22 protein-coding genes and 1 pseudogene are annotated in these 25,000 nt (G+C 72.5%); 9 read left to right on the top strand and 14 right to left on the bottom strand.

Annotated elements, in window-relative coordinates:
• Positions 1 to 12: 12 nt before the first annotated feature.
• The 5 genes from ftsH to dacB form a co-directional block, all read right to left on the bottom strand.
• Positions 13 to 2,052, bottom strand: a complete 2,040-nt coding sequence (gene ftsH / locus AY578_RS18135; protein ID WP_019526537.1) for an ATP-dependent zinc metalloprotease FtsH — start codon at positions 2,050 to 2,052, stop codon at positions 13 to 15.
• 188 nt (positions 2,053 to 2,240) lie between these two features.
• Entirely contained in the window at positions 2,241 to 2,801 is a 561-nt protein-coding gene (hpt, locus tag AY578_RS18130) for a hypoxanthine phosphoribosyltransferase (RefSeq protein ID WP_019526536.1), read from the bottom strand.
• A 66-nt stretch (positions 2,802 to 2,867) separates the two neighbouring features.
• On the bottom strand, positions 2,868 to 3,896 hold the full coding sequence (tilS, locus tag AY578_RS18125) for a tRNA lysidine(34) synthetase TilS (protein WP_019526535.1): 1,029 nt from the start codon (positions 3,894 to 3,896) through the stop codon (positions 2,868 to 2,870).
• 195 nt (positions 3,897 to 4,091) lie between these two features.
• Positions 4,092 to 5,225 carry an Rv3626c family coenzyme F420 biosynthesis-associated protein gene (locus tag AY578_RS18120; protein WP_078611385.1) on the bottom strand — a complete coding sequence of 378 codons (1,134 nt, stop codon included), beginning with the start codon at positions 5,223 to 5,225 and terminating at the stop codon, positions 4,092 to 4,094.
• A 163-nt stretch (positions 5,226 to 5,388) separates the two neighbouring features.
• Entirely contained in the window at positions 5,389 to 6,984 is a 1,596-nt protein-coding gene (dacB, locus tag AY578_RS18115; protein ID WP_258903012.1) for a D-alanyl-D-alanine carboxypeptidase/D-alanyl-D-alanine endopeptidase, read from the bottom strand.
• A gap of 79 nt (positions 6,985 to 7,063) precedes the next feature.
• Between dacB and AY578_RS18110 the strand changes: the two genes are divergently transcribed.
• Both AY578_RS18110 and AY578_RS18105 read left to right on the top strand, forming a co-directional pair.
• Positions 7,064 to 7,555 carry an inorganic diphosphatase gene (locus AY578_RS18110; protein ID WP_026244076.1) on the top strand — a complete coding sequence of 164 codons (492 nt, stop codon included), beginning with the start codon at positions 7,064 to 7,066 and terminating at the stop codon, positions 7,553 to 7,555.
• A gap of 131 nt (positions 7,556 to 7,686) precedes the next feature.
• A complete protein-coding gene (locus tag AY578_RS18105) occupies positions 7,687 to 9,381 on the top strand; it encodes a threonine/serine exporter family protein (RefSeq protein WP_028959454.1) in 1,695 nt (564 codons plus the stop codon).
• Positions 9,382 to 9,421: 40 nt separating this feature from the next.
• On the opposite strand, the gene AY578_RS18100 is transcribed toward AY578_RS18105, so the two are convergent.
• A complete protein-coding gene (locus tag AY578_RS18100; RefSeq protein ID WP_019526530.1) occupies positions 9,422 to 10,333 on the bottom strand; it encodes a DedA family protein in 912 nt (303 codons plus the stop codon).
• Positions 10,334 to 10,524: 191 nt separating this feature from the next.
• Positions 10,525 to 11,286 (bottom strand): MerR family transcriptional regulator, encoded by a 762-nt coding sequence (locus AY578_RS18095; protein ID WP_019526529.1) that lies wholly within the window; start codon positions 11,284 to 11,286, stop codon positions 10,525 to 10,527.
• A 101-nt stretch (positions 11,287 to 11,387) separates the two neighbouring features.
• Here AY578_RS18095 and AY578_RS18090 point away from each other — a divergent pair, with 101 nt between their 5' ends.
• The gene (locus AY578_RS18090) at positions 11,388 to 12,665 is read left to right on the top strand and encodes an ion channel protein (RefSeq protein WP_136238732.1); all 1,278 of its coding nucleotides are present in this window, start codon (positions 11,388 to 11,390) and stop codon (positions 12,663 to 12,665) included.
• Positions 12,666 to 12,718: 53 nt separating this feature from the next.
• Positions 12,719 to 14,128 (top strand): glutamate decarboxylase, encoded by a 1,410-nt coding sequence (gene gad, locus AY578_RS18085; protein ID WP_019526527.1) that lies wholly within the window; start codon positions 12,719 to 12,721, stop codon positions 14,126 to 14,128.
• An 84-nt stretch (positions 14,129 to 14,212) separates the two neighbouring features.
• Here gad and AY578_RS18080 read toward each other — a convergent pair whose 3' ends face one another.
• From AY578_RS18080 to AY578_RS18065, 4 genes and pseudogenes are all read right to left on the bottom strand, one after another.
• Positions 14,213 to 14,401 (bottom strand): hypothetical protein, encoded by a 189-nt coding sequence (locus tag AY578_RS18080; RefSeq protein WP_019526526.1) that lies wholly within the window; start codon positions 14,399 to 14,401, stop codon positions 14,213 to 14,215.
• 17 nt (positions 14,402 to 14,418) lie between these two features.
• A pseudogene (locus AY578_RS18075) lies at positions 14,419 to 14,490 on the bottom strand (PadR family transcriptional regulator); the annotation flags it as partial.
• A gap of 64 nt (positions 14,491 to 14,554) precedes the next feature.
• A complete protein-coding gene (locus AY578_RS18070) occupies positions 14,555 to 16,015 on the bottom strand; it encodes an aldehyde dehydrogenase family protein (protein WP_136238734.1) in 1,461 nt (486 codons plus the stop codon).
• Positions 16,016 to 16,138: 123 nt separating this feature from the next.
• Positions 16,139 to 16,963, bottom strand: a complete 825-nt coding sequence (locus AY578_RS18065; protein ID WP_051101710.1) for a Sco1979 family transcriptional regulator — start codon at positions 16,961 to 16,963, stop codon at positions 16,139 to 16,141.
• On the opposite strand from AY578_RS18065, the gene AY578_RS18060 reads away from it, so the two are divergent.
• The gene (locus tag AY578_RS18060; RefSeq protein WP_168713443.1) at positions 16,962 to 17,216 is read left to right on the top strand and encodes a hypothetical protein; all 255 of its coding nucleotides are present in this window, start codon (positions 16,962 to 16,964) and stop codon (positions 17,214 to 17,216) included. The two genes, AY578_RS18065 and AY578_RS18060, sit on opposite strands and share 2 nt — an antisense overlap.
• A gap of 133 nt (positions 17,217 to 17,349) precedes the next feature.
• Positions 17,350 to 17,835 (top strand): ATP-binding protein, encoded by a 486-nt coding sequence (locus AY578_RS18055; protein ID WP_019526523.1) that lies wholly within the window; start codon positions 17,350 to 17,352, stop codon positions 17,833 to 17,835.
• A gap of 81 nt (positions 17,836 to 17,916) precedes the next feature.
• On the opposite strand, the gene AY578_RS18050 is transcribed toward AY578_RS18055, so the two are convergent.
• Entirely contained in the window at positions 17,917 to 18,201 is a 285-nt protein-coding gene (locus AY578_RS18050) for a DUF397 domain-containing protein (RefSeq protein WP_019526522.1), read from the bottom strand.
• A gap of 555 nt (positions 18,202 to 18,756) precedes the next feature.
• On the opposite strand from AY578_RS18050, the gene AY578_RS18045 reads away from it, so the two are divergent.
• On the top strand, positions 18,757 to 19,212 hold the full coding sequence (locus AY578_RS18045; protein WP_019526521.1) for a hypothetical protein: 456 nt from the start codon (positions 18,757 to 18,759) through the stop codon (positions 19,210 to 19,212).
• A gap of 118 nt (positions 19,213 to 19,330) precedes the next feature.
• Here AY578_RS18045 and AY578_RS18040 read toward each other — a convergent pair whose 3' ends face one another.
• A complete protein-coding gene (locus AY578_RS18040; protein WP_019526520.1) occupies positions 19,331 to 20,488 on the bottom strand; it encodes a DUF2786 domain-containing protein in 1,158 nt (385 codons plus the stop codon).
• A gap of 87 nt (positions 20,489 to 20,575) precedes the next feature.
• On the opposite strand from AY578_RS18040, the gene AY578_RS18035 reads away from it, so the two are divergent.
• Both AY578_RS18035 and AY578_RS18030 read left to right on the top strand, forming a co-directional pair.
• Complete coding sequence (locus AY578_RS18035; protein ID WP_019526519.1) at positions 20,576 to 21,325, top strand: Clp protease N-terminal domain-containing protein; 750 nt, start codon at positions 20,576 to 20,578, stop codon at positions 21,323 to 21,325.
• Between the two features lie 61 nt (positions 21,326 to 21,386).
• A complete protein-coding gene (locus tag AY578_RS18030; protein ID WP_026244075.1) occupies positions 21,387 to 23,081 on the top strand; it encodes a bifunctional 3'-5' exonuclease/DNA polymerase in 1,695 nt (564 codons plus the stop codon).
• Here the strand turns inward: AY578_RS18030 and AY578_RS18025 are convergent.
• Positions 23,063 to 24,976, bottom strand: coding sequence for an AfsR/SARP family transcriptional regulator (locus tag AY578_RS18025; protein ID WP_258903010.1), 1,914 nt, complete (start codon positions 24,974 to 24,976; stop codon positions 23,063 to 23,065). The genes AY578_RS18030 and AY578_RS18025 overlap by 19 nt on opposite strands.
• Between the last annotated feature and the right edge of the window lie 24 nt (positions 24,977 to 25,000).

The raw sequence follows: 25,000 nt of genomic DNA, 5'->3' as shown, positions 1-25,000 counted from the left end.
GGGAGCCTCATGTCAGCTCTCGGGGCGCTCCTCCGGGGTCCGCTCCGGCTGCGGGGCGGGCTCCGTCGTGGCGGCCTTCGTGGTGGAGATGGCCGGCGTGGCGCCGTTCGCCCCGTTCGTCAGCGCGAGCTCCTTGGGGGAGAGCACCGGCGGGCGGGTCGACGGCGTACGGCGCGAGGAGCCGGTCCAGGCGGGCCTGGGCGGGCGCTTCACGATCGGCGCGAAGATCTCGGCGATCTCCTCCTTGCCCAGCGTCTCCTTCTCCAGGAGGGCCAGGACCAGGTTGTCGAGGACGTCGCGGTTCTCGACGAGGATCTCCCACGCCTCGTTGTGCGCGTTCTCGATGAGCTTCTTGACCTCTTCGTCGACCAGCGCGGCGACCTCTTCCGAGTAGTCGCGCTGGTGAGCCATCTCACGGCCGAGGAAGGGCTCGGTGTTGTCGCCGCCGAACTTGATGGCGCCGAGCCGCTCGGTCATGCCGTACTGCGTGACCATCGCGCGGGCCAGTCCCGTGGCCTTCTCGATGTCGTTGGCGGCACCGGTGGTCGGGTCGTGGAAGACGAGCTCCTCCGCCGCGCGGCCGCCCAGCATGTACGCCAGCTGGTCCAGCATCTCGTTGCGCGTGGTGGAGTACCTGTCCTCGTCCGGCAGGACCATGGTGTAGCCGAGGGCGCGGCCTCTCGACAGGATGGTGATCTTGTGGACCGGGTCGGAGTTCGGTGAGGCCGCCGCGACCAGGGCGTGTCCGCCCTCGTGGTACGCGGTGATCTTCTTCTCCTTGTCGGACATGATCCGGGTCCGCTTCTGCGGGCCCGCGACGACGCGGTCGATCGCCTCGTCGAGCATCTTGTTGTCGATCAGCTTCTGGTCGCTGCGCGCGGTGAGCAGCGCGGCCTCGTTCAGCACGTTGGCCAGGTCGGCGCCCGTCATGCCGGGCGTGCGGCGGGCCACGGCGCCGAGGTCGACGTCCGGGGCGACCGGCTTGCCCTTCTGGTGCACCTTGAGGATCTCGAGGCGGCCCTGCATGTCCGGGCGGTCCACCGCGATCTGGCGGTCGAAGCGGCCGGGACGCAGCAGCGCCGGGTCGAGGATGTCCGGGCGGTTCGTCGCGGCGATGAGGATCACGCCGCCCTTGACGTCGAAGCCGTCCATCTCGACGAGCAGCTGGTTCAGCGTCTGCTCGCGCTCGTCGTGACCGCCGCCGAGGCCGGCGCCGCGGTGGCGGCCGACCGCGTCGATCTCGTCGACGAAGACGATCGCCGGGGCGTTCGCCTTGGCCTGCTCGAACAGGTCACGGACACGGGAGGCGCCGACACCGACGAACATCTCGACGAAGTCGGAACCCGAGATCGAGTAGAACGGGACGCCCGCCTCGCCCGCGACGGCGCGCGCGAGCAGGGTCTTGCCGGTGCCGGGCGGGCCGTAGAGCAGCACGCCCTTGGGGATCTTGGCGCCGACGGCCTGGAACTTCGCCGGCTCCTGCAGGAACTCCTTGATCTCGTGGAGTTCCTCGACGGCCTCGTCGGAGCCCGCGACGTCGGCGAACGTCGTCTTCGGGGTGTCCTTGGTGATGAGCTTCGCCTTGGACTTCCCGAAGTTCATGACACGGGAGCCGCCGCCCTGCATCTGATTCATCAGGAACAGGAAGACGACCACGATGAGGACGAAGGGAAGCAGGGACAGCAGAATGCTCACGAAGGGGTTCTGCTTCGACGGCGAGACCGTGTAGCCGTCAGGGATCTGCTTGTTCTGGAACTTGTCCTGCAGCGTGCTGGCGATGGTGACGCCCTGGTCGCCGATGTAGCTCGCCTGGATCTTCGAGCTGCCCTCGACCTTCTGGCCGTCCTTGAGCTGGACCTTGACGGTCTGCTCGTCGCCGGTGGTCAGCTTGGCCGACTCGACCTTGTTCTCATTGATCGCCTGGACGACCTGGCCCGTGTCCACCGTCTTGTAGCCGCCGGACGAGCCGACGACCTGCATCAACACGACCACGGCAAGGACGGCCAGCACGATCCACATGACCGGCCCACGGAAGTATCGCTTCACGTCCATCCATACGGAGCGGTGCCGCCCCGTCCCTCCTGCCATAGTGAGTTTGATAAAGGCTGTTCTTCGGACGGTACCCCAGCACGGGCCCCCGACGCTGCGAGGGACGGCCGGCAATGGCGTCCACGCATGCTCCAACGCCGCGGAGCCCGCCGGGGTTCCCGATCACGTACGGCGGCCGGGGCCGCCGCGGTTCACCCGCCGTAGACGTGGGGCGCGAGCGTCCCGACGAACGGCAGGTTGCGGTACTTCTCCGCGTAGTCCAGGCCGTAGCCGACGACGAACTCGTTGGGGATGTCGAAGCCGACCCATTCGACGTCGATGGCGACCTTGGCGGCCTCGGGCTTGCGCAGCAGCGTGCACACCTTGAGGGAGGCGGGCTCGCGCGAGCCGAGGTTGGAGATCAGCCAGGACAGCGTCAGGCCGGAGTCGATGATGTCCTCGACGATCAGGACGTGGCGGCCCTTGATGTCGGTGTCGAGGTCCTTGAGGATCCGCACCACACCCGAGGACTGCGTGCCCGCCCCGTACGAGGACACGGCCATCCAGTCCATCGTGACGGGGGTGGACAGCGCCCGGGCGAGGTCGGCCATCACCATCACCGCGCCCTTGAGCACGCCGACGATCAGCAGGTCCTTGCCCGCGTACTCCGCGTCGATCTTCGAGGCCAGCTCCGCCAGCTTGGCGTCGATGTCTTCCTTGGTGATGAGCACCTTCTCGAGGTCGGCACCCATGTCGTTCGCGTCCACCCGCATCACTTTCGGTCGTCCCACCGGCCGGTCCGGTCCGCCCCGCGACTTCTCGGTCGGTGGGGTCCGGATTCAGCCCTGCCGAATCACCAGTCTGCCACCCTGCCGGCGGGCGACGACCCGGCCGGGGAGATTGATGGCCCCCTGACCGCGCCAGCCGGTGACCAGCCGGTCGACCTCCTCGATGTGGCGGGCGAACAGCGAACCGGCCGGTGCGCCGGCCTCGATGGCGGCCCGGCGCAGCACACGGCGGCGCACGGCGGGCGGCAGGTCGTGCAGCGCGGCGCACTCCAGGCGGCCGTCGTCGTCGCGGACGCCGGCCGCGGCCTTCCCGGCCCAGGCGTCGAGGGCGTCGGCGTCGTCGCGGGAGAGCTGGGCCGTACGGGCGAGGGCCTCGACGACGCCCTTGCCGAGGGCCTTCTCCAGGGCGGGCAGGCCCTCGTGGCGCAGCCGGGAGCGGGTGTAGGCGGGGTCGGTGTTGTGCGGGTCGTCCCAGACGGGCAGGGACTGGACCATGCAGGCCGTGCGGGCGGTCTGCCGGTCGAGCTGGAGGAAGGGGCGCCGGTAACGGCCGTCGGCCCCCGAGACCGCGGCCATGCCGGAGAGGGAACGGATGCCGGAGCCGCGGGCGAGGCCGAGCAGCACGGTCTCGGCCTGGTCGTCGCGGGTGTGGCCGAGCAGGACGGCGGCGGCGCGGTGGCGCTCGGCGGCGGCGTCGAGGGCGGCGTAGCGGGCGTCCCGGGCGGCTGCCTCGGGGCCTCCGCCGCGGCCGACCGTGACGGCGACCGACTCGACGGGTTCCAGGCCGAGTTCGCGCAGCCGGGAGGCGACCTCGGCGGCGCGCAGGTCGGAGCCCGCCTGGAGGCCGTGGTCGACGGTGACGCCGCCGGCGCGCAGTCCGGCGCGGGGGGCTTCGAAGGCGAGGGCGGAGGCGAGCGCCATGGAGTCGGCGCCGCCGGAGCAGGCCACGAGCACGAGCGGGGAGGAGGACCGCTCGTCGGGCGTGAGGCGGCCGGGCGTCCGGCCGTGTTCCGCGAGGATGTCGTTCAGGACGCGGCGGACCGCCAGGCGTATCGCCGCGACCGCAGGATGGGGACCCATGTCCGGTTCCCTTCTGATGATGTCCGGGGGGGGGTGAGCCCGGGGGTCGGTCACGCAGAGTGTGTAGATGGTGACAGAACCGGGCCGTTCCCCGAGCATTGCACGCCTGCCGGGGGCCCACGGTCCCTCGGACGGGTGATTGGCGGGGCGTCCGTCTGCCGCCGCCGGGACGCCCCGCGCTACGGGGCGCGGTGCCTATGCCTCCGGTTTGCGGTGCACCCGTGCGATCCAGTCCGCCGGTTTGCCGATCTCCGCCTTGGTGGGGAGGGTGTTCGGCGACGTCCACACCCGGTTGAAGCCCTCCATGCCGACCTCGTCGACGACCGCGCGGACGAAGCGCTCGCCGTCGCGGTACTGGCGGAGCTTGGCGTCCAGGCCGAGCAGCTTGCGCAGTGCCATGTCCAGGCGGGAGGCGCCCTTGGCGCGGCGCTGCTGGAACTTCTCGCGGATCTCGGCGACGCTCGGCACGACCTCGGGGCCGACGCCGTCCATGACGTAGTCGGCGTGGCCCTCCAGCAGCGACATCACGGCGGTGAGCCGGCCGAGGATCTCCCGCTGGGCGGGGGTCTGGACGATCTCCACCAGGGAGCGCCCCTCGTCGCCCTCCTCGCCCTCGGGACGCCCGCCGACCAGTGACTGCGCGGCCTCGCGCACCCGCTCCAGCACGGTCATCGGGTCGACGTCGGTCTCGGCGAGGAACGCCTGGATCTCGCCCTCGAGGTGGTCCCGCAGCCAGGGCACGGCGGTGAACTGGGTGCGGTGCGTCTCCTCGTGGAGCGTCACCCACAGGCGGAAGTCGTGCGGCTCCACGTCGAGTTCGCGCTCCACGTGGACGATGTTGGGGGCGACCAGCAGCAGCCGTCCGCCGCCGTTCCCGCCGGCCGGGAGGTCCCGGGTCGCGGGGGCGAACGTCTCGTACTGGCCGAGCACGCGGGACGCCAGGAACGACAGGAGCATGCCCAGCTCCACGCCGGTGACCTTGCCGCCGACGGCGCCCATCACCATGTTGCCGGGGCCCGTGCCGCGCCGCTCCTGCATCTTGTCGAGCAGGGGCTTGAGCAGTTCGCGGAAGCCGGCGACGTTGGCCTTCACCCAGCCGGGGCGGTCCACCACGAGGAGGGGCGTGTCATGGGTCTCGGGCGTGCCGAGGTTCGTGAAGCCGCGGACGTGCTCCTCCGCGGACCGCGCGTGGCGGCGGAGCTCCGCGACGACGGCGCGGGCCTCGTCCCGGCTGACGTCTGGGCCCGGCCGCATGAGCCTGGTCGCGGTCGCGACCGCGAGGTTCCAGTCGACCATGCCGGATGAGGCAGCACCACCGATGCTCGTCATGTGTCAACGGTACGTGAGGGGTGGGGAAACGGGCAGATCCTCACAGCTCGCGGCCGGGCAACGCCCCTCGGGGGCGCGGGGAACTGCGCAGACGTCCAGTGTCCTGCCCTCTCGTTCCCGGGGGCTCCGCCCCCGGACCCCGTTCGCGCAGTTCCCCGCGCCCCTAGAGGCGGCACCCGCACGCCGCCAATGCCGTCGCCGCCTTGTCCAAGGCCGTTTGGGCCGCCTCCGGCCCCACCGTGTCGTTCGCGAGGAACGCGAACGCCAGCAGGCGCCCGTCGCGGTCCACGACCGTGCCCGCGAGCGTGTTGACGCCCGTGAGGGTGCCGGTCTTGGCGCGGACCACGCCCGCCGCTCCGTCCGCGTAGCGGCCGGACAGCGTGCCGGTGAAGTGGGCGACGGGGAGGCCCGTGAGGACGGGGCGCAGTTCCGGGTGGGCGGGGTCGCCCGCCTTGACCAGCAGCGCGGTCAGCAGGCCGGCGGTGAGGCGGCCGCCCCGGTCCAGCCCGCTGCCGTCCTTGATCACGACCCCCTTCACGGGCAGCTTCAGCTGCTTCAGGCGCGCGGTGACCGCCGCACCCGCCCCCGCGAAGTCCGCCGGCTTGCCGGTGGCCACCGCGGTGTGCCGGGCGAGCGCCTCGGCGAGGTCGTTGTCGCTGTTGGTCAGCATGCGCTCGACGAGAGAGGAGAGCGGCGGAGAGGAGACCGTCGCCAGCGTGGTCGCGCGCGTGGTCGACTTCGACGGGCCGGGCGGCGTGGCCGTGATCCCGTGCTCCTTCAGCAGGTCGCCGAAGGTCCTGGCGGCGTCCGCCGCGGGGTCGGCGACGCGCGACACGGGTCCGCTGGAGGAGTCGTCGGTGCGGCCCTCGTCGGCCATCAGGGGGGTGACGGCGGCGAGGTTCGGGTTGACCCCGATCGGGTGGGCCGTGTCCCCCTTGTAGAGGGTCGTGTCGTACGACAGCGTCACCTTGCGCACGCCCCGCTTGGCGAGGGCGGCCGCGGTGCGGGCGGCCAGGTCGCGCAGGCTCGCGGAGCCCTTGGCCTTCTTGCGGGCGGTGAGCGTGGGGTCGCCGCCGCCGACCAGCACGACCTCTTTCGTGTCGGGCTCGTAGACTGTACGGGTGGTGAGCCGGTGGTCCGGTCCCAGCGCGGACAGCGCGGCGACCGCCGTGGCGATCTTCGTGGTGGAGGCGGGGGTGAGCGCGTTCCCCGGGTCCGCACCGTAGAGGCGGCGGCCGGTCGCGGCGTCGACCACGGCGGCGGAGCGGCGGCCCAGCGCCGGGTCCTTCAGCAGGGGGTCGAGGACGGAGGCGAGCGCCTTCCCGGCGGGCGCGGAACGCGCGGCGGTGGCGGTGCCGCCCAGTCCGGTGAGCACGGACGGCGCGGGCGGCGCCTCCTGCGGTCCGCGCGGCGGGGTTCCGGCGCGCGCCCGGGAGCCGTCGTGATCTGTGCCACGCGAGGCGTCCAGGGCCACGGCCCGGTGCCGCTCGGCCGTACGCTGACCCGTGGAGTCCCAGGGGCCGGCGGCGGTCGCCACTCCCGCGGCCAGCGCCAGACCGGCGGTGGCGGCGGTCGCGGTGTACCACCCGGTTGCGGGCCTCGCGATCCGTGGGGCCTGCGGCGATCCCGGCGGGCGCCTCCTGGTGAACCACGGCCCGGTGGCCGCGGCGACCCTCGCCAGACGCGGTCGTACGGCGTCCGCGATCCGCACGACGTGCGGTCCCGCGGCCCGCCAAGGCCTCAGCTCTGGCACGACCACCAGCCCCTTTCGCGATCACACACCTGCGTGAGGGACACTTAACCACCAGAACGATGTGCTGATCATGGAGGAGCGTCCGGTGGAGTTCGACGTCACGATCGAGATCCCGAAGGGTTCGCGGAACAAGTACGAGGTGGACCACGAGACGGGTCGGATCCGCCTGGACCGTCGGCTCTTCACCTCGACCGCCTACCCGACCGACTACGGCTTCGTCGAGAACACCCTCGGCGAGGACGGCGACCCGCTGGACGCGCTGGTCATCCTGGACGAGCCGACGTTCCCGGGCTGCCTCATCCGCTGCCGCGCCGTCGGCATGTTCCGCATGACCGACGAGGCCGGCGGCGACGACAAGCTGCTGTGCGTCCCGTCGACGGACCCGCGTGTGGAGCACCTGCGGGACATCCACCACGTGTCGGAGTTCGACCGTCTGGAGATCCAGCACTTCTTCGAGGTCTACAAGGACCTGGAGCCGGGCAAGTCGGTCGAGGGTGCCAACTGGGTGGGCCGGGTCGAGGCCGAGGCCGAGATCGAGCAGTCCTACAAGCGCTTCAAGGAGCAGGGCGGCCACTGAGCCCCCGCGCCACGCGTCGTGACGACGGGCCGCACGCCAGCGCGTGCGGCCCGTCGTCGCGCTGTGGGCGCATACCGACGCGACAGAGGGCACACTGAAGGACGGTGTCGTCAGCAGGGAGAGAAAGGCACGTGACGGACGCGGAGGACCGCAAGCCGCAGTCGGACGAGGCGAGGAGCGCCTTCGTACCTCCATCCGGTCTCGCCGCGCCGGCCGACAGCGAGTCGTCGACGACGTCCGAGTTCGCCGTGCCCGACGGGCTGGCCGTGCCGAAGCCGGGACCGGAGTCCGAGACCACCTCGGAATTCGCCCTTCCGGACGGTCTGGACGTCGCCCCGGCCCCGCAGCACGAGCCGGAGGGCTCGGCCTTCAGCACGCCCAGGACCTACAGCGCCCGGCAGGCCACGTTCACCCCGCCGACCGGTGTCCCGCTGGTCCGGCTGACCAAGGACGTGCCCTGGCAGGACCGGATGCGCACGATGCTGCGCATGCCGGTGACGGAGCGGCCCCCCACCGAGCCGGTGCAGCGGCACGACGAGTCCGGCCCCGCGGTGCCGCGCGTGCTGGACCTGAGCCTGCGTATCGGGGAGCTGCTGCTGGCCGGCGGCGAGGGCGCCGAGGACGTGGAGGCGGCGATGTTCGCCGTGTGCCGCTCCTACGGCCTGGACCGCTGCGAGCCCACGGTCACCTTCACCCTCCTGTCGGTCTCCTACCAGCCGTCCCTGGTCGACGACCCGGTGACGGCCTCCCGCACGGTGCGCCGCCGCAGCCCCGACTACACCCGGCTGGCGGCGGTCTACCAGCTGGTGGACGACCTCAGCGACGACGAGACCCAGGTGACCCTGGAGGAGGCGTACCGGCGGCTGGCGGAGATCCGCCGTAACCGGCACCCCTACCCGGGCTGGGGCCTGACAGCCGCGAGCGGGCTGCTCGCGGGGTCCGCCTCGGTGCTGGTCGGCGGTGGTCTGCTGGTGTTCGTCGCGGCGGCGGTCGGCGCGATGCTCGGCGACCGGCTGGCCTGGCTGTGCGCCGGGCGCGGGCTGCCGGAGTTCTACCAGTTCACGGTGGCCGCGACGGCGCCGGCCGCGATCGGGGTGGCGCTGACGCTGGCGCACGCGGACGTGAAGGCGTCCGCGGTGATCACCGGTGGGCTGTTCGCGCTGCTGCCCGGGCGGGCGCTGGTGGCGGGCGTGCAGGACGGTCTGACCGGCTTCTACATCACGGCGTCCGCGCGTCTGCTGGAGGTGCTGTACTTCTTCGTCGGCATCGTGATCGGCGTGCTGACGGTGCTGTACTTCGGCGTGCAGCTGGGCGCCAACCTGGTGCCGGACGCCGCGCTCGGCGGGTCGGACCCGCAGCCCGTGCTCCAGATCGCCGCGTCCCTCGGACTGTCGCTGGCCTTCGCCGTGCTGCTCCAGCAGGAGCGGTCCACCGTGCTGATGGTGACGCTGAACGGCGGCGTCGCCTGGGTGGTGTACGGGGCGATGCACTACACGGGCGACATCTCGCCGGTGGCGTCCACGGCGGTGGCGGCCGGTCTGGTCGGTCTGTTCGGGCAGCTGCTGGCCCGCTACCAGTTCGCGTCCGCGCTGCCGTACACGACGGCCGCGATCGGGCCGCTGCTGCCCGGTTCGGCCACGTACTTCGGTCTGCTGGGCATCGCGCAGAACGAGGTGAACCGGGGTCTGACCTCGCTCACCAAGGCGGTGGCGCTGGCGATGGCCATCGCGATCGGGGTGAACCTCGGTTCGGAGATCTCCCGGCTGTTCCTGCGGATCGGCTCCGAGGAAAAGCGACGGGCGGCGAAGCGGACGCGAGGCTTCTAGCCCGCGCACCGCCCGCCGCCCGGCAAGGGTCGCTCCGTGCTCAGTAGCCGCCGTTGTAGGGCTGCTGGCGGTCGTACTGCTGGTTGTACTGCTGCTGGTCGTCGCCGTACGGCTGCTGAGGCGGCTGCTGCTGCGGGTAGCCGTTCGGCCGGCCGCCGTAGGGCGGGTGGGGCTGCTGCTGCGGGTAGCCGCGCTGGCCGCCGTACTGCTGCGGGCGGGGCTGCTGGTGTCCGGGCTGCTGCGGTGCGGCGGCCGGGGCGATGCGGCGCAGCTGGGTGGTGGCGTCGTCCATGACGGGCGGCTGCGCGACGGCCGGGGCCTCGGCGGCGGCGCGCTTCTTCTTGCCGCGCTCGCGCAGGTACTCGACGAGGATCGGCACCACGGAGACCAGGACGATCAGGACGAGGATCGCCTCGACGTTGTTCTTGATGACCCCGATCTGGCCCAGCCAGTAGCCGGCGAGGGTGACGCCCGTGCCCCAGGCGACGCCGCCGATGACGTTGTACGTGAGGAACGTGCGGTACTTCATCCGGCCGGCGCCGGCCACGATGGGCGCGAAGGTCCGCACGATGGGCACGAAGCGGGCCAGGACGATCGCCTTGGGCCCGTACTTCTCCATGAACTCGTGGGCCTTGTCCAGGTTCTCCTGCTTGAAGAGCTTGGAGTTCGGCCGGCTGAACAGCCGGGGCCCGAAGAACTTGCCGATCATGTAGCCGACCTGGTCGCCGATCACGGCGGCGAGCACGATCAGCGTGCAGACCAGCCACAGGGGCTGGCTGATGTAGGTGCCCTCGGCCACGAAGAGACCCGCCGTGAACAGCAGGGAGTCACCGGGCAGGAACGCGAAGAGTCCGGATTCCGCGAAGACGATCAGCAGGATGCCGGGGAGGCTGAAGGTCTCGATCAGATAGTCCGGGCTCAGCCACTCGGGGCCGAGCGCAAGCGTGGTCACGGGGATGTGGCTCCTGCAGCTGGGGGTCAAGGGCGGGGCTGGCTGCCCAAATTATGAACGCAGCCGTAGAAGCCCAGGTTCCGCGGGGGTACCCAGGATGCACTGTGCCCCGCCCCGGGGAAAGCCGCGAGCCGGCGCGGCAGGGGGATCGCCGCTGGTCGTGGCCCGGGACAGGTCCGGGCCACGACCGGTCAGACGGTGTGCCGTACGGCGTTGGCGAGGATCGCGTCCCGCATGTACACGGCGAGACCCGGCTTCGCCTGGTCGATGGTGCGCGTGAACCGCTCGTCGTCGACGTACATCTCGCCCAGGCAGGTGTGCATCTCGTAGCCGCAGTCGTAGTGGTTGCGGGAGATGCCCTGGCGGTGGTCCTCGGCGACGTCCATCGCCGCCTCGGAGTCCGCCGGCTCGCCCGCCTCCATCAGGGCGACGAAGCGCCGGGTCAGGTCGTCGATCTCGTTCTGGATCCGCTGCCAGTCCTCCTTGGTGTAGGAGGCCGTCCGCTCCCGCGACTGGCGGTAGGCGTCGGTGTCGCCCCAGCGCTCCTGGACCTCCTCCTGGTACTGGTCGGGGTCGAAGTCGCCGAAGACCTCGAACTTCTCCTCGGGGGTCAGGTTGATTCCCATCGTGCGTGCCTCCATGGCCTGTTCCACGGCCTCCGCCATCTTCTGCAGCCTCTCGATCCGGGCGGTCAGCAGTTCGTGCTGGCGGCGCAGATGCGCGCGCGGGTCCGCGTCCGGGTCGTCGAGCAGCGCGGCGACCTCGTCGAGCGGGAAGCCGAGCTCGCGGTAGAACAGGATCTGCTGCAGCCGGTCGAGGTCGGCGTCGCTGTACCGCCGGTGCCCCGCGTGGCTGCGCTCGCTCGGCACGAGCAGGCCGATGGCGTCGTAGTGGTGCAGGGTGCGCACCGTGACGCCGGCGAAACCGGCCACCTGTCCTACGGACCAGCTCATGTCCGCTCCTTTCCCTTGCGGGATCCAGGCTGGGTCCTCACGCCACGTGAGGTGCAAGCGCGTTACCGGTTTATCTCTTTCGCCCCCTTTATCGTGTGCGCGTGGCCCAGGACAGCACGCAGTCGGCGCCCGGCACCGCCCCGGCACGCGCCCTCCTGCCGACCATCGTGCCCGCGCTGCTGGTCGGCGCGGTGACGAGCCTGGTCCTGCTGGGGGTGAGCGCGGCCGCCGAGGAGCTGCAGCACGCCCTCTGGCAGGACCTGCCGGACGCGCTCGGCGTCGGGCGTTACTCCGTGGCCTGGATGTTCGCGATGCTGTTCGCCACGGGTGTCGCGGTCGGGCTCGTGGTGTGGAAGGCGCCCGGGCACGCGGGCCCCGACCCGGCGACCACCGGCCTGGAGGCACCGGTGCTGCCGCTTACGGTGCTGCCCGGGCTGCTGCTGGTGACCGGGCTGGTCCTGGCGGGCGGGCCCAGTCTGGGGCCGGAGAACCCGGTCATCGCCGTGAACGTCTCGCTGGCGGTGTGGTTCGGCGCCCGTGTCCTCCCGGCGACGGCACAGCGGGGCTGGGTGGCCCTGGCGGAGGCGGGGACCATCGGGGCGCTGTTCGGCACGCCGGTGGCCGCCGCGCTGGTGATCTCCGAGGCGCTGGCCGGGCAGCGGGTGAAGGGACAGCTGTGGGACAGCCTGTTCGCACCGCTGGCCGCCGCCGGGGCGGGCGCCCTGACCACCACGCTGGTGTCGGAGCCGAGTTTCGACCTGCATCTGCCGCCGTTCGGGCGGCCCGGCTGGGGCGACCTGCTCGCCTCGCTCGTGGTGGCCTCGGCGGGCGCGCTGCTCGGCATGTGTGCCGTGTACGCCTTCCCGTACGTGCACGGCGCGTTCCGGCGGCTGCGGCACCCGATGCTGATGCTCCCGGCCGGCGGGGTGGTCCTGGGCGCGCTCGCGGCCCTGGGCGGGCACCTCACCCTGTTCAAGGGGCTCGACGAGATCGCCGAGCTGGCCGCCGACCCCGACGGCTGGACGGCGGGCGAGTTCGCCGTGATGACGGTGGTGAAGCTGGCCGCGCTGCTGGTCGCCGCGTCCTGCGGCTTCCGCGGAGGGCGGATCTTCCCGTCGGTGTTCGTGGGGACGGCGCTGGGCCTGTGCGCGCACGCGCTGGTGCCCGGGGTGCATCCGGCCGTCGGGGTGTCGTCGGGCGTCCTGGGTCTGCTGCTCGCCGTCACCCGGCAGGGCTGGGTGAGCCTGTTCGTCGCGGCCGTCCTGGTCGCCTCCCCCGGCATGCTCGCCCTGCTCTGTCTCGCCTCCCTCCCCGCCTGGCTGCTCGTCACCGGCCGCCCGCACATGCAGCTGCGGCCGGACGGGACGGCCGTCAGATGACCCCCGCTCCCCCGGCGGACCCGCCCGGGCCGCCCCACCCCTACGGAGGACCCATGCCGCTGCACCCCGGCCGGCCGGCCGGTGAGCGCCCGATGTCCGTCAACCCCTTCCTGGGGCCCGCGAACCCGGTCGGGGGGATGGCCGAGGCGCCGCCCAGGCACCGGCTGCCCGACGGACCGATGGCCCCGTCGACGGCGTACCAGCTGGTGCACGACGAGCTGATGCTGGACGGCAACGCGCGGCTGAACCTGGCCACCTTCGTCACCACCTGGATGGAGCCGCAGGCCGGGGTGCTGATGATGGAGTGCCGCGACAAGAACATGATCGACAAGGACGAGTACCCGCGCACCGCCGAGCTGGAGCGGCGCTGCGTGGCGATGCTCGCCGACCTGTGGAACGCGCCCGACCCGGCGGCGGCCGTGGGCTGTTCGACCACCGGGTCCAGCGAGGCGTGCATGCTGGCGGGGCTGGCCCTGAAGCGGCGCTGGGCGCTGCGCAACGCGGATCGCTACCCCTCGCGGGAGGCCCGCCCCAACCTGGTGATGGGCGTCAACGTCCAGGTCTGCTGGGACAAGTTCTGCACGTTCTTCGAGGTGGAGCCCCGTCAGGTGCCCATGGAGGGCGACCGGTTCCACATCGACCCGGCGGCCGCGGCGGAGCTGTGCGACGAGAACACCATCGGGGTCGTCGGCATCCTCGGCTCCACCTTCGACGGGTCCTACGAGCCGGTCGCGGAGCTGTGCGCGGCCCTGGACGACCTCCAGGAACGCACGGGACTGGACATCCCCGTGCACGTCGACGGGGCGTCCGGGGCGATGATCGCGCCGTTCCTCGACGAGGACCTGGTGTGGGACTTCCGCCTGGAGCGGGTGGCGTCGGTCAACACCTCGGGGCACAAGTACGGGCTGGTCTACCCGGGCGTGGGCTGGGTGCTGTGGCGGGACGCGGCGGCGCTGCCCGAGGAGCTGGTGTTCCGGGTGAACTACCTGGGCGGCGACATGCCCACCTTCGCTCTGAACTTCTCCCGGCCGGGCGCCCAGGTGGTGGCGCAGTACTACTCCTTCCTGCGGCTGGGCCGGGACGGCTACCGCGCGGTGCAGCAGAACGCGCGGGACGTGGCCACGGGACTGTCCGCGCGGATCGAGTCGCTGGGCGACTTCCGGCTGCTCACCCGGGGCGACGAGCTGCCGGTGTTCGCGTTCACCACCGCACCGGACGTGACGTCGTTCGACGTGTTCGACGTGTCGCGGCGGCTGCGGGAGAACGGCTGGCTGGTGCCCGCGTACACCTTCCCGGCGAACCGTCAGGACCTCGCGGTGCTGCGGGTGGTGTGCCGCAACGGCTTCTCGGAGGACCTGGCCGACCTGTTCGCCGAGGACCTGACCCGGCTGCTGCCGGACCTGCGGAGCCAGTCGCACCCGCTCACCCGGGACCGGAACGCGGCGACCGGGTTCCACCACTGAGCCGGGGCCTGTCCGGCACGATCCGTCGGACAGGCACGGGTGGGGTCCGGCCCCCTTCCGTACGGGAGCCGGACCGCGCGTGCCCTATCTGCTCAGCCGGGCGAACCGCCGTACCGCCGGCGGGAGGAACACCGCGAGCAGCACGAGCAGCCACAGGATCGCGGCCCCCGCACGCCCGGACTCGGCGCCCGGCACACCGGACAGGTGCCGTACGGCCGCGGCCGTGCGGGAGACCGGGTTCCACCCCGCGGCCGTCGCGAGCCGGCCGGGCATCGACCCGGGGACGGTTTGCGCTCCTGGTAGCCGTGGGCCCGCCCGTGCCGGCGCACCGCGCCGAGCACGGGAAGACGGATCACTGACATGCCGACCGCCGTAGGCCGCACCCGGACGGCGCCGGGAGCGGCCCACGTGTGCGAGCGGGGCGGCTCAGAACGGGAAGCCGCTGCGGCCGTGCTGCACGGAGATCCACTTGGTGGTGGTGAAGGCGTCCAGCATGGTGTCGCCGTTCAGCCGGCCCAGGCCCGAGTGCTTCTCGCCGCCGAAGGGGACGATCGGCTCGTCGTGCACGGTGCCGTCGTTGACGTGGAACATCCCGGTGTCGATCCGCCGCGCGAACCGCACGCCCCGCTCGACGTCGGCGGTGTGCACGGCGCCGCTGAGGCCGTAGGGGGTGTCGTTCACCAGGCGCACCGCCTCCTCCTCGCCGTCGAACGGGACGAGGAAGGCGACGGGACCGAAGACCTCCTGCCGCAGCAGGGCGGAGTCGGCGGGCAGCCCGGTGAGGACGGACGGCTCGACCAGGTTGGCGCTGCGCCCGCCGCGCACCAGGGCGGTGGCGCCCTCGGCGAGGGCCTGCTCGACGACGCCGGCGAGGGCCTCCGCCTGGCGGGAGTTGATCACCGGGCCGATGACGGTCTCCGGGTCGCGCGGGTCGCCGGCCTTGAGCGAGCGCACCTTGGCGACGAACTTCTCGGTGAACTCGTCGGCCACCGCCCGGTCGACCAGGACGCGGTTGGCGGCCATGCAGACCTGGCCCTGGTGGACGTACCGGCTGAACACGGCGGCGTCCACGGCGTAGTCCACATCGGCGTCGTCCAGCACCACCAGCGCGCTGTTGCCGCCCAGCTCCAGCACCGCGCGCTTGAAGTGGGAGGCGCAGACGGTCGCGACGTGCCGGCCGACCCCGTCGGAGCCCGTGAAGGAGATGACCCTCGGCACCGGGTGCTCGATGAAGGCGTCGCCTATCTCCGCGATGTCGGTGATCACGACGTTGAGCAGCCCGGCGGGCAGCCCCGCGTCCTCGAAGATCTTCGCGACCAGGGAGCCGCCGACGACCGGGGTGTCCTGGTGCGGCTTGAGCACCACGCCGTTGCCCAGCGCGAGCGCGGGGGCGACGGACTTCAGCGCCAGCAGGAAGGGGAAGTTGAAGGGGCTGATCACGCCGACCACACCGACCGGCTCGCGGTAGACGCGGTTCTCCTTGCCGTCCACCGGCGAGGGGAGGATCCGGCCCTCGGGGGCCAGCGCCAGGTGCACCGACTCGCGCAGGAACTCCTTGGCGAGGTGCAGCTCGAAGGCGGCCTTCAGCCGGGTGCCGCCCAGCTCGGCGACGATCGCCTCGGCGATCCGCTCCTCGCGCTCCTCGACCAGCCGGAGCGCCTTCTCGAACACCGCGCGGCGGGCGTAGGGGCTGACGGACGCCCATTCCTTCTGCGCGCGGGCCGCCGCCCGGTACGCCTGGTCGACCTCGTCGACCGTGGCAATGGTGATCGACGCGAGCTTCTCGTCGTCGTACGGGTTGAAGTCGATGATGTCCCAGGAGCCGGTGCCGGGGCGCCACTCACCGTCGATGTACTGCTGAGCCAGGTCGGTGAAGTACGACGACATGTGATCCCTCGATCCCTCGCTGCGTCAGCAGAAATACGATCAGCACACCGGGGTGTGATCACACGTCATCGTACTTGTGTGCAACGGGAGTTGAAGGGGGCCTTGAGACAGCTGGGGGCGCCCTCAGGACAGCTGGAGCAGTCCCCGGAGCAGGTCACGGCTCTCGGCGGGACCCGGGCTGTCGTGCTGCAGCTCCTTGAGCGCCTTCTCGTACTGGGCCACGTCCTCGGGCTTGTCCAGGTAGAGGGCGCTGGTCAGCTGCTCCAGGTACACCACGTCCGACAGGTCGGACTCGGGGAAGCTGAGGATGGTGAAGGCGCCGGACTCCCCGGAGTGGCCGCCCATGCTGAACGGCACCACCTGAAGGCGGACGTTGGGCCGCTCGGAGACGTCGATCAGATGCTGGAGCTGGCCGCGCATCACCGCGCGGTCGCCGTAGGGCCGGCGCAGCGCGGCCTCGTCGAGCACCACGTGGAACTCGGGGGCGTTCTCCGCGAGCAGGTACTTCTGCCGCTCCAGACGCAGCGCCACCCGGCGCTCCACGTCGGCGTCGCTCGCGCTCTTCATGCCGCGCCGCACCACCGCGCGCGCGTACTCCTCGGTCTGCAGCAGACCGTGCACGAACTGCACCTCGTAGGCGCGCAGCAGCGAGGCCGCGCCCTCCAGGCCGACATAGGTGGGGAACCAGCTGGGCAGGACGTCCGAGTAACTGTGCCACCAGCCCGCCACGTTGGCCTCCTTGGCCAGGGAGACCAGCGAGGCGCGCTCCTGCTCGTCCGTGATGCCGTACAGCGTCAGCAGGTCTTCCACGTCCCTGGTCTTGAAGCTCACCCGGCCCAGCTCCATCCGGCTGATCTTCGATTCGGAGGCGCGGATCGAGTAGCCCGCGGCCTCGCGCGTGATCCCCCGCGCCTCACGCAGTCGCCTGAGTTGTGATCCGAGCAGCATGCGCCGCACCACCGATCCCGGCTCTCCCGCGCTCACGTTCGACAGCCTCCCCAACGTCTTCAAGGCCCGCAGTCTGCCACTAAAACACTCCGAGCAGTACTCGCCCGATTACACAAACGGAATTCGGCCGCTCGATCCGGTCAGGAAGCGGCACGGAACGGGCACCGCACCGCAACGAGGGGGTAAGAGAACAGCCAGGAGAAGACGCCTGGATGACGGAAAAATTACCCAAAAACCAGAACGGCAGGGCTGATTTCGGTCAGCTGCACGTGCATCTGCCCTTGCATCTGGTGTGCGCATCCGAAACCATGGTCCCCGCACCACCGCCGCCTCGCTACGACCGCGAATTCCCGGGAGTGCCTCGCATGGGGACGAATGGATCGACCATGCTCCAGCCGTTACGGCAGGGCCTTCCGCCGTTGAACCTCGCGGCCGCCTCCGACGCCGCCTCCTGCGCCCTGCACGCCCGCTACGAAGCGGTGCGCGAGGCACGGCAGTTCACCCGGGGCACGCTCGACCAGTGGCACCTCGGCGAACGCTTCGACGACGTCTGTCTGGTGGTCTCCGAGCTCGTCACCAACGCCCTGCGCCACGCCCTGCCCGCGAACACCCCGCGCCTGGCCGGACCGGAGCCCCCGGTACGGCTGCACCTGATGCGGTGGACCGAGCGCCTGGTGTGCGCGGTGCGCGATCCCAGCGACGAGGGCCCGGTCGCCCGGGAGGCGGAGGACCTGTCCGACGACTGCTCCGCCGAGTCGGGGCGCGGACTGTTCCTGGTCGACTCCTTCAGCGACAGCTGGGGCTGGCACCCGCTGGCCGGCGCGCTCAGCGGCAAGGTCGTGTGGGCGCTGTTCCGGCTCCCGCAGCCCTGATCTCCGTACGGCGCACGCGCGTGCCGTTTGTCTACGCGCGTCACTCCCGAGGGGGCCGCGGGTGCGGGCGGCCCGGCCGCCTCAGCCTGCGACCAGGTGGTCGAACTCGCCGTCCTTCACGCCGAGCAGCATGGCCTCGATCTCCGCGCGGGTGTAGACGAGCGCGGGGCCGTCGGGGAAACGGGAGTTGCGCACCGCGACCTCCCCGCCCGGCAGCCGGGCGAACTCCACGCAGGACCCCTGCGAGTTGCTGTGCCTGCTCTTCTGCCAGGCCACACCGTCCAACCGGGTGGCCGCCATGCCGTTGTACACGCCGGACGCGCCGGCACCCTCGTGCCCGTCACCGTCGTACACGTCGTGGTCCACAGGTCGCTCCCCGCTGGTGCACTGGCTGATGTGACCATTGATGCACTGATCAACTGACCCGGATCATAGCTGCGTTCACGTGCATATGCATGGACGGATGCACGTGCACGAGGGGTGTCGGCGCGGTTACAGCCCCACCCGTCGCACGGTGCCCGCTTCGACGGACGTTTTACCGGGCCCCCGCTGCCTTAGAGACGCACGCGGGGGCGTTTGTGTTCCCTCATGTGCCCTTCCGATGGGTGGGCGGTGATGTGTTCCGGGCGGCACGGCGGCGATGGTGCGAGGTGCGTCACGCAACCCTGGCCGGGCGCGGGGCGGTTCCTGTTAGCTGACACCGGCGGTCCGGCCGCCCGGCCGGCGCCAGGGAGGGGACCAGCGGTGACTGTGGAGGCTTCGGTGGCACACACAGGTCCGGTGCGCACGGGTCCGGTGCGCACGGGTCCGGTGCGCACGGGTCCGGTGCGCACGGGTCCGGTGCACACAGGTCCGGCGCCCACGGGTCCGGTACCCGCGGGCGGAGGGCGTTCCCGGCGGGCCCGGTGGACGGTCGCGGCCGTGGGTCTGGCCGGCGCGCTGACGCTGACGGCGTGCGGCGGTGACGGCGACGGCTCGGACGGCTCCTCGGCCACGCCCGCCCCGTCCGTCACCCGGACCGCGGACACCGGCGGCGGCACGGGCGGCTCGGACAAGGCCCCGGCCGGCGACCTCCAGGGCAGCTGGCTCACCACCGCGGACGGCAAGGCGGTGGTCCTGATGGTCAACGGCGAGGAGGCGGCCCTCTTCGCCACGGGCGGCACGGTGTGCAGCGGCACGGCGAAGGGCGACACCGACGCGACGATCACCTTGAAGTGCCCCGCTGGCAACGCCGACCGCACGAAGGGCACGGTGACCTCGGCCGACGGTAAGTCGCTCACGATCACGTGGGACGGCGCGGCGGGCGAGGAAACGTACACCAAGGCAGAGGGCGGCTCGTTGCCGCCGGGACTGCCTACGGAGGGGCTGGGCTCGTAGGAACCGGAGGGCCGCACCACCGCCGCCTGCGGGCAGTCGTGCCGCTTGGGGCGGCACGGGTGGGCGCAGGCGGCCCGCAGACGGCACCGCACCCCCGCCCGCCCGCACTGCCCCCGCGTCACGACAACGGCCTACGCCCCCGCACCTGCGCCCGCTCCGCCGCCCGTACCCCTTCGTCCCACCCCGCCGCATCCCGCACCCCACGCAACCGCGTAGTGGTCGTCTCCGGGAACAGCCGAGCCACCCGCTCCCCCACGGCAACCTCCCGCGACGCCAGCACAGGCAACAGTTCCTCCCCCGCAGCCGCCTCAGCGGCAACCGCCGCCAACCGCATCCCCACCCGGTGGGCGTACGCAGCCAGAAACGCCTGCCGAAACGCCTTCGTCCGCTTCCGCCCGCCCGCCCGCTGCGCGGCCTCCGCCTTCGTCATCGCCCCGCTCGCCTGCACCAGCAGCGAGGTGTACAGCAGCTCGACCGCCTCGAGGTCGGCCGCGAACCCGACCACCGTCGAGAACCCGAACGCCTCGTTCCACACCGCCCGGCAGTGGTTCGCCGAGGCCACCGCGTCCAGCAACACCGCCTTGGCCTGCTCGTACGGCGCATCCACCCCGATCCGGACGGCCTCCGGCCCCTCAACAACAACCGCCTTCGCGGCGAGCAACGCCTCGTCGATGCTGTGCCGCGCCATCAGCTCCTGCGCCTTGGCGCTCAGCGCCTCCGCCTCCTCCGGGAACCCGGTCGCCTCGGCCTTCGCCAGCAGCGCCCGGATCCGCCCGAGCATCCGCGACTCAGGCTTCCGCTCGCGCCCACCGGGCGAAGGCGACCCCGCCGACCCAGCCGCCCCCGCAGCCTGGTCGAGCGGCTCCAACGCGGGCAGCCGCAACAACAGCCGATACAACTCCAGAACAGTGGTCGCGTACGAAAACCGATCCCCGCGCGCCCCCGCGTCACCTGTCGGCACCTCGGCGACCTGCGCATCCCACCGGGCCCCCCGCGCCCGCCCCTCGGCCGCCTCCCTCCGCGCCTGAGCGCGAATCAACGAACCGACCAGACGCACATGCGTCTCGTCCAGCTCCCGCCGCACCACCCGCACGACGTCCGCGGGCTGCCACCCCCGCTTCCAGGCGGACGCGACGAATTCCTCGCCGCGCCGGGCGAGTTCGGCGTCCGCCGAGGGGTCGGCGGCGAGCAGGGACGCCCCCGTGTCGAGGGTGTCGTCGCCCGAGTCGTACAGGGCGGAACGGAAGGCGCGGTCGACGGTGCCGGACGTACTCACACGGCCGATCGTGCCACGCCGGCCCACATCACCCGGAAGTGTCAACCGCGGGTTGACGCCCCGTCACTGTCAACTTACGGTTGACACATGACGACGAACCCAGCCATCAAGTCCACCGTCCGTCTCGACGACCTCATCGCGGCCATCAAGACGGTCCATGACGAACCCCTCGAACAGCTTCAGGACGCGGTGCTCGCCGGCGAGCACCTCGGCGACGTCGCGGACCATCTGATCGGCCACTTCGTCGACCAGGCCCGCCGCTCCGGCGCCTCCTGGACCGACATCGGCAGGAGCATGGGCGTCACCCGGCAGGCCGCCCAGAAGCGCTTCGTCCCCCAGGGCGGCAACGACCTGGACCCCAGCCAGGGCTTCAACCGCTACACGCCCCGCGCCCGCAACACGATCATGGCCGGGCACAACGAGGCGAAGGCCGCCCGCAGCGCCGAGATGGGTCCGGAGCACCTGATCCTCGGGCTGCTCGCCGAGCCGCAGGGCCTGGCCGTCAAGGCGGTCACCGAGCAGGGCGTCACCGTGGACGCGGTCCGCGAGGCCGCGCGCGCGGCGCTGCCGCCCGCCGTCGAGGACGCCCCGGAACTGGTGCCGTACAACCCGGCGGCCAAGAAGGTGCTGGAGCTGACGTTCCGCGAGGCGCTGCGCCTCGGCCACAACTACATCGGCACCGAGCACATCCTGCTGGCCCTCCTCGAGCACGAGAACGGCGCCGGCGTGCTCAGCGGCCTCGGCGTCACCAAGGACGCCACCGAGCGGTACGTGACCGAGATCCTCGCGCAGTACGTGGAGACGACCACGGGGGACGAGCCGGAGCGGCAGGACTGACGCCGGGCCCCGACCCGCTCCCACCAGGCCGTTGTCACACCCCCCTGCGACACTCGCGTACATGTCCGGCAGGTGGGCGCTCGCTCCGGCCGAGGACGGTGGCGTGGACGTCGCCCCCCTCGGACCGGACGGGCTGCCCTCCGGCCCGGTGCGGCGCGAGGCGGACCTCGCCGAGGCCGTGCGGAGCCGCCCGGGCGTCACCCGGTGGGTGTGGCGGTCCACGGCCGAGGTGTACCCGCGTCTGCTCGCCACGGGGGTGCGAGTGGAGCGGGCGTACGACGTCGAGGCCGCCGAGACCCTGCTCCTCGGCCACGAGGGGCGGTACGGGGAGCCGCGTTCGGCTGCGGCCGCGCTGGCCCGGCTGCGCGGCGGACCCGTGCCGCCCGACCCGCCGCAGCGGCAGGCGGAGCCGGGGGCGCAGTCGTCGCTGTTCGACCCCCAGGCGGCCCCGCTGCCGCTGGGGGACCTGCTCGCGGTCTACGCCGAGCAGCAGCGGCGCACCGACGCCACCGCGCACCCCGACCGGATGCGGCTGCTGACCGCTGCCGAGTCGGCGGGCATGCTGATCGCCGCCGAGATGAACCGCGCGGGGCTGCCCTGGCGGGCGGACGTGCACCGCGCGCTGCTGCACGACCTGCTGGGCGAGCGGTACGCGGGCGGCGGCGAGCCGCGTCGGCTGGCAGAGCTGGCGGAGGAGGTGTCGGCCGCCTTCGGCCGCAGGGTCCGGCCCGATCTGCCGGCCGACGTGATCAAGGCGTTCGCGCAGGCGGGCATCAAGGTGACGTCCACCCGCCGCTGGGAGCTGCGGTCGGTGGACCATCCGGCGGTGAAGCCGCTGCTGGAGTACAAGAAGCTGTACCGGATCTGGGTCGCGCACGGCTGGTCCTGGCTCCAGGACTGGGTGCGCGACGGCCGCTTCCGCCCCGAGTTCCTCGCGGGCGGCACGGTGACAGGACGCTGGGTCACCCATGGCGGGGGCGCCCTGCAGATCCCCAAGGTGATCCGCCGCGCGGCGGTCGCCGACCCGGGGTGGCGGCTCGTCGTCGCCGACGCCGACCAGATGGAGCCGCGGGTGCTGGCGGCGATCTCCCGCGACCCCGGGCTGATGGAGGTGGCCGGCCGGGAGAGCGACCTCTACCAGGCGGTGTCCGAGCGGGCCTTCTCCGGCGACCGCGACCGCGCCAAGATCGCCGTGCTCGGCGCGGTGTACGGGCAGACCTCCGGCGACGGCCTGAAGAATCTGGCCGCGCTGCGCCGGCGCTTCCCCAAGGCCGTGGCGTACGTCGACGAGGCGGCGCGCGCGGGCGAGGAGGGCCGGCTGGTGCGCACCTGGCTGGGCCGCACCTGCCCGCCGGCCGCGCGGACGACGGACGACGCGGCGGAGGAGGCGGGCATCCCGGTGGCGGGGGACGAGCCGGACTCCGAGGCGGCCCGCGCGTGGACCCCCGGCTACGCCTCGACGGACGCCCGCGCCCGGGGCCGCTTCGCCCGCAACTTCGTGGTGCAGGGCAGCGCGGCCGACTGGGCGCTGCTGCTGCTCGCCGGGCTCCGTCAGGCGCTCACCGGCATGGCGGCGGAGCTGGTCTTCTTCCAGCACGACGAGGTGATCGTGCACTGCCCCGAGGAGGAGACGGAGGCGGTGACGGCGGCGATCCGCGAGGCCGCCGAACAGGCGGGACGGATCGCGTTCGGTCGGACGCCGGTACGGTTCCCGTTCACCACGGCGGTGGTCGAGTGCTACGCCGACGCGAAGTGACACCCCGACGCGGAGTGCGCGCAGGGCTCCGCCGCCCGTTCGCGGGCGTAGTCCCGCACCAGGTCGTACGGCTCGAAGCGCCCGTACACGGTCTCCTCCAGCAGTGCCACGCCGGCCAGCCGCTCCAGCGCCGCCTCCGCCCGTGCCTCGTCGACGCCGGTGAGGCGGGCCAGCGACGGGGCGTCGTAGGAGGGCAGGTCGAGGGCGCCGATGTGGCGCAGGACGAGGGCGGCGTCCTGGTCGGTGCGGTGCTCGGAGGCGGTGAGCGCGTCGAAGGCGGCGTCCAGGGAGCGGCGGACGCCGAGGTCGTCGTGGTCGAGGAGGTCCAGCCGGCTGTCGGCGCCGGCGAGCCGGGCGGCGAGCGCGTCCGGGGTGAGGGACCGGCGGGCGGCGAGCCGGGCGGCGAGCGCGTCCGGGGTGAGGGACCGGCGGGCGGCGAGGCGGGCGGCGACGACCCGCAGCGCCAGGGGGAGCCGGCCGGTGAGGGCGACCAGCGGGTGCCGGGCGGTGATCCCGTCCCGCCCGGACGCGGCGCACAGCAGCGCGGCGCTCTCCTCGTCGCTCAGTGGCCGGAGGGGGAAGCGGGCGGCGCCGTCGAGGGCGGTGAGGGGTGACCGGCTGGTGACGAGGACGCCGCAGCCGGGCCCCGCAGGCAGCAGCGGCCGCACCTGGGCGGCGCTCACCGCGTCGTCCAGCACGAGCAGGGTGCGGCTGGGCGCGAGCAGGGACCGCAGCAACGCGGAGGCGGCGTCGGGCTGTTCGGGGACGTCACCGGAGCAGACGCCGAGGTCGCGGAGAAGTGAGGCGAGGGCCTCTGCGGTGGTCAGAGGCTTCGCACCCGGCTCCGTGGCGCGCAGGTTGAGGTAGAGCTGACCGCCGCTGAAACGTTCCTCCAGGTTGTGCGCGACCTGGAGCGCAAGGGCGGTCTTGCCGACGCCGGCGGTCCCGCTGAGGACGACGGCACCGGTCACGTACGTCCCGGAGAGCACCCGGGCGACGCCCTCCCGTACGTCGGCACGCCCGACGAAGTGGGCAGGTGCGGGCGGGAGTTGCGCGGGCCGTACCCACCGGGACGCGCCGTCCCGCGTCCCGCTCCCCCGCAGCACCTCCACATGGGCCTCGCGCACGGGCTGACCCGGCTCCACGCCGAGTTCGTCGGCGAGCCGGGCGCGCAGATCGCGGTGGACGACGAGGGCCTCTGCCTGACGGCCGGTGCGGTGCAGGGCGAGCATCAGCTGACGGTGGTAGGCCTCCCGCAGCGGATGCTCGGCGGCCAGGGCGGACAGCTCGGGCACGAGGTCGGCCAGGCTTTCGTCGCCCAGGGCGAGTTCGGCGTCGTAGCGCCACTCGTGGAGCAGCAGTCGCGCCTCCTCCAGGCGGCGCACGAGGGCGTACCCGCCCACCTCGGGGGCCGGCCCGCCCAGCGGCATCCCCCGCCACAGTCCGAGCGCGGCCCGGCACTCGCGGCGCACCCGCTCCCAGTCGCCCTCGGCACGGGCGGAACGGGCGGCGGAGACATGGGCGTCGAAGACCTGGACGTCGAGTTCGCCGTCGTCGACACGGAGGACGTACCCCGTGGGCGCGGTGAGGAGCCGTCCGGGCTCGCCGAGGAGGCGGCGCAGCCGGGCGACGTGGTTGTGCAGTGAGGGCAGCGCGGAGACGGGCGGCGCCCCGCCCCACAGGGCGTCCTTCAGCGCCTCGACGGAGACGACCCGCCCGGCGTCGAGCAGCAGGACGGTCAGGAGGGTACGGAGTTTGGGGCTGGTGACGGGGACGACGGGGGTGCCGTCGCGGGTGCGGGGGGCGCGCCCGGGGGGTGACTGACCGGGCGTCGGCTCACCGCCGAAGAGAACAGGCGTCCCCAGCAGTCCGAAGCGCAGGCCGCGCCGTGTCACGCCGCACCACTGCCTTCCGGGTGG

The sequence above is a fragment of the Streptomyces thermocarboxydus genome (genome assembly GCF_024760485.1).
In the GTDB taxonomy this organism is placed as follows: Bacteria; Actinomycetota; Actinomycetes; order Streptomycetales; family Streptomycetaceae; genus Streptomyces; species Streptomyces cellulosae.
The sequence above is the reverse complement of the archived record's forward strand: the minus strand, read 5'-3'. Positions and strand labels throughout refer to the sequence as shown.

What these genes read in the sequence shown, in the direction of transcription:
- ftsH (WP_019526537.1), bottom strand. Translation starts at nt 2,052, where the DNA reads ATGGACGTGAAGCGATACTTCCGTGGGCCGGTCATGTGGATCGTGCTG.
- hpt (WP_019526536.1), bottom strand. Translation starts at nt 2,801, where the DNA reads ATGCGGGTGGACGCGAACGACATGGGTGCCGACCTCGAGAAGGTGCTC.
- tilS (WP_019526535.1), bottom strand. Translation starts at nt 3,896, where the DNA reads ATGGGTCCCCATCCTGCGGTCGCGGCGATACGCCTGGCGGTCCGCCGC.
- AY578_RS18120 (WP_078611385.1), bottom strand. Translation starts at nt 5,225, where the DNA reads ATGACGAGCATCGGTGGTGCTGCCTCATCCGGCATGGTCGACTGGAAC.
- AY578_RS18095 (WP_019526529.1), bottom strand. Translation starts at nt 11,286, where the DNA reads ATGAGCTGGTCCGTAGGACAGGTGGCCGGTTTCGCCGGCGTCACGGTG.
- gad (WP_019526527.1), top strand. Translation starts at nt 12,719, where the DNA reads ATGCCGCTGCACCCCGGCCGGCCGGCCGGTGAGCGCCCGATGTCCGTC.
- AY578_RS18080 (WP_019526526.1), bottom strand. Translation starts at nt 14,401, where the DNA reads ATGCCCGGCCGGCTCGCGACGGCCGCGGGGTGGAACCCGGTCTCCCGC.
- AY578_RS18070 (WP_136238734.1), bottom strand. Translation starts at nt 16,015, where the DNA reads ATGTCGTCGTACTTCACCGACCTGGCTCAGCAGTACATCGACGGTGAG.
- AY578_RS18060 (WP_168713443.1), top strand. Translation starts at nt 16,962, where the DNA reads ATGCGCCGCACCACCGATCCCGGCTCTCCCGCGCTCACGTTCGACAGC.
- AY578_RS18065 (WP_051101710.1), bottom strand. Translation starts at nt 16,963, where the DNA reads ATGCTGCTCGGATCACAACTCAGGCGACTGCGTGAGGCGCGGGGGATC.
- AY578_RS18055 (WP_019526523.1), top strand. Translation starts at nt 17,350, where the DNA reads ATGCTCCAGCCGTTACGGCAGGGCCTTCCGCCGTTGAACCTCGCGGCC.
- AY578_RS18035 (WP_019526519.1), top strand. Translation starts at nt 20,576, where the DNA reads ATGACGACGAACCCAGCCATCAAGTCCACCGTCCGTCTCGACGACCTC.
- AY578_RS18030 (WP_026244075.1), top strand. Translation starts at nt 21,387, where the DNA reads ATGTCCGGCAGGTGGGCGCTCGCTCCGGCCGAGGACGGTGGCGTGGAC.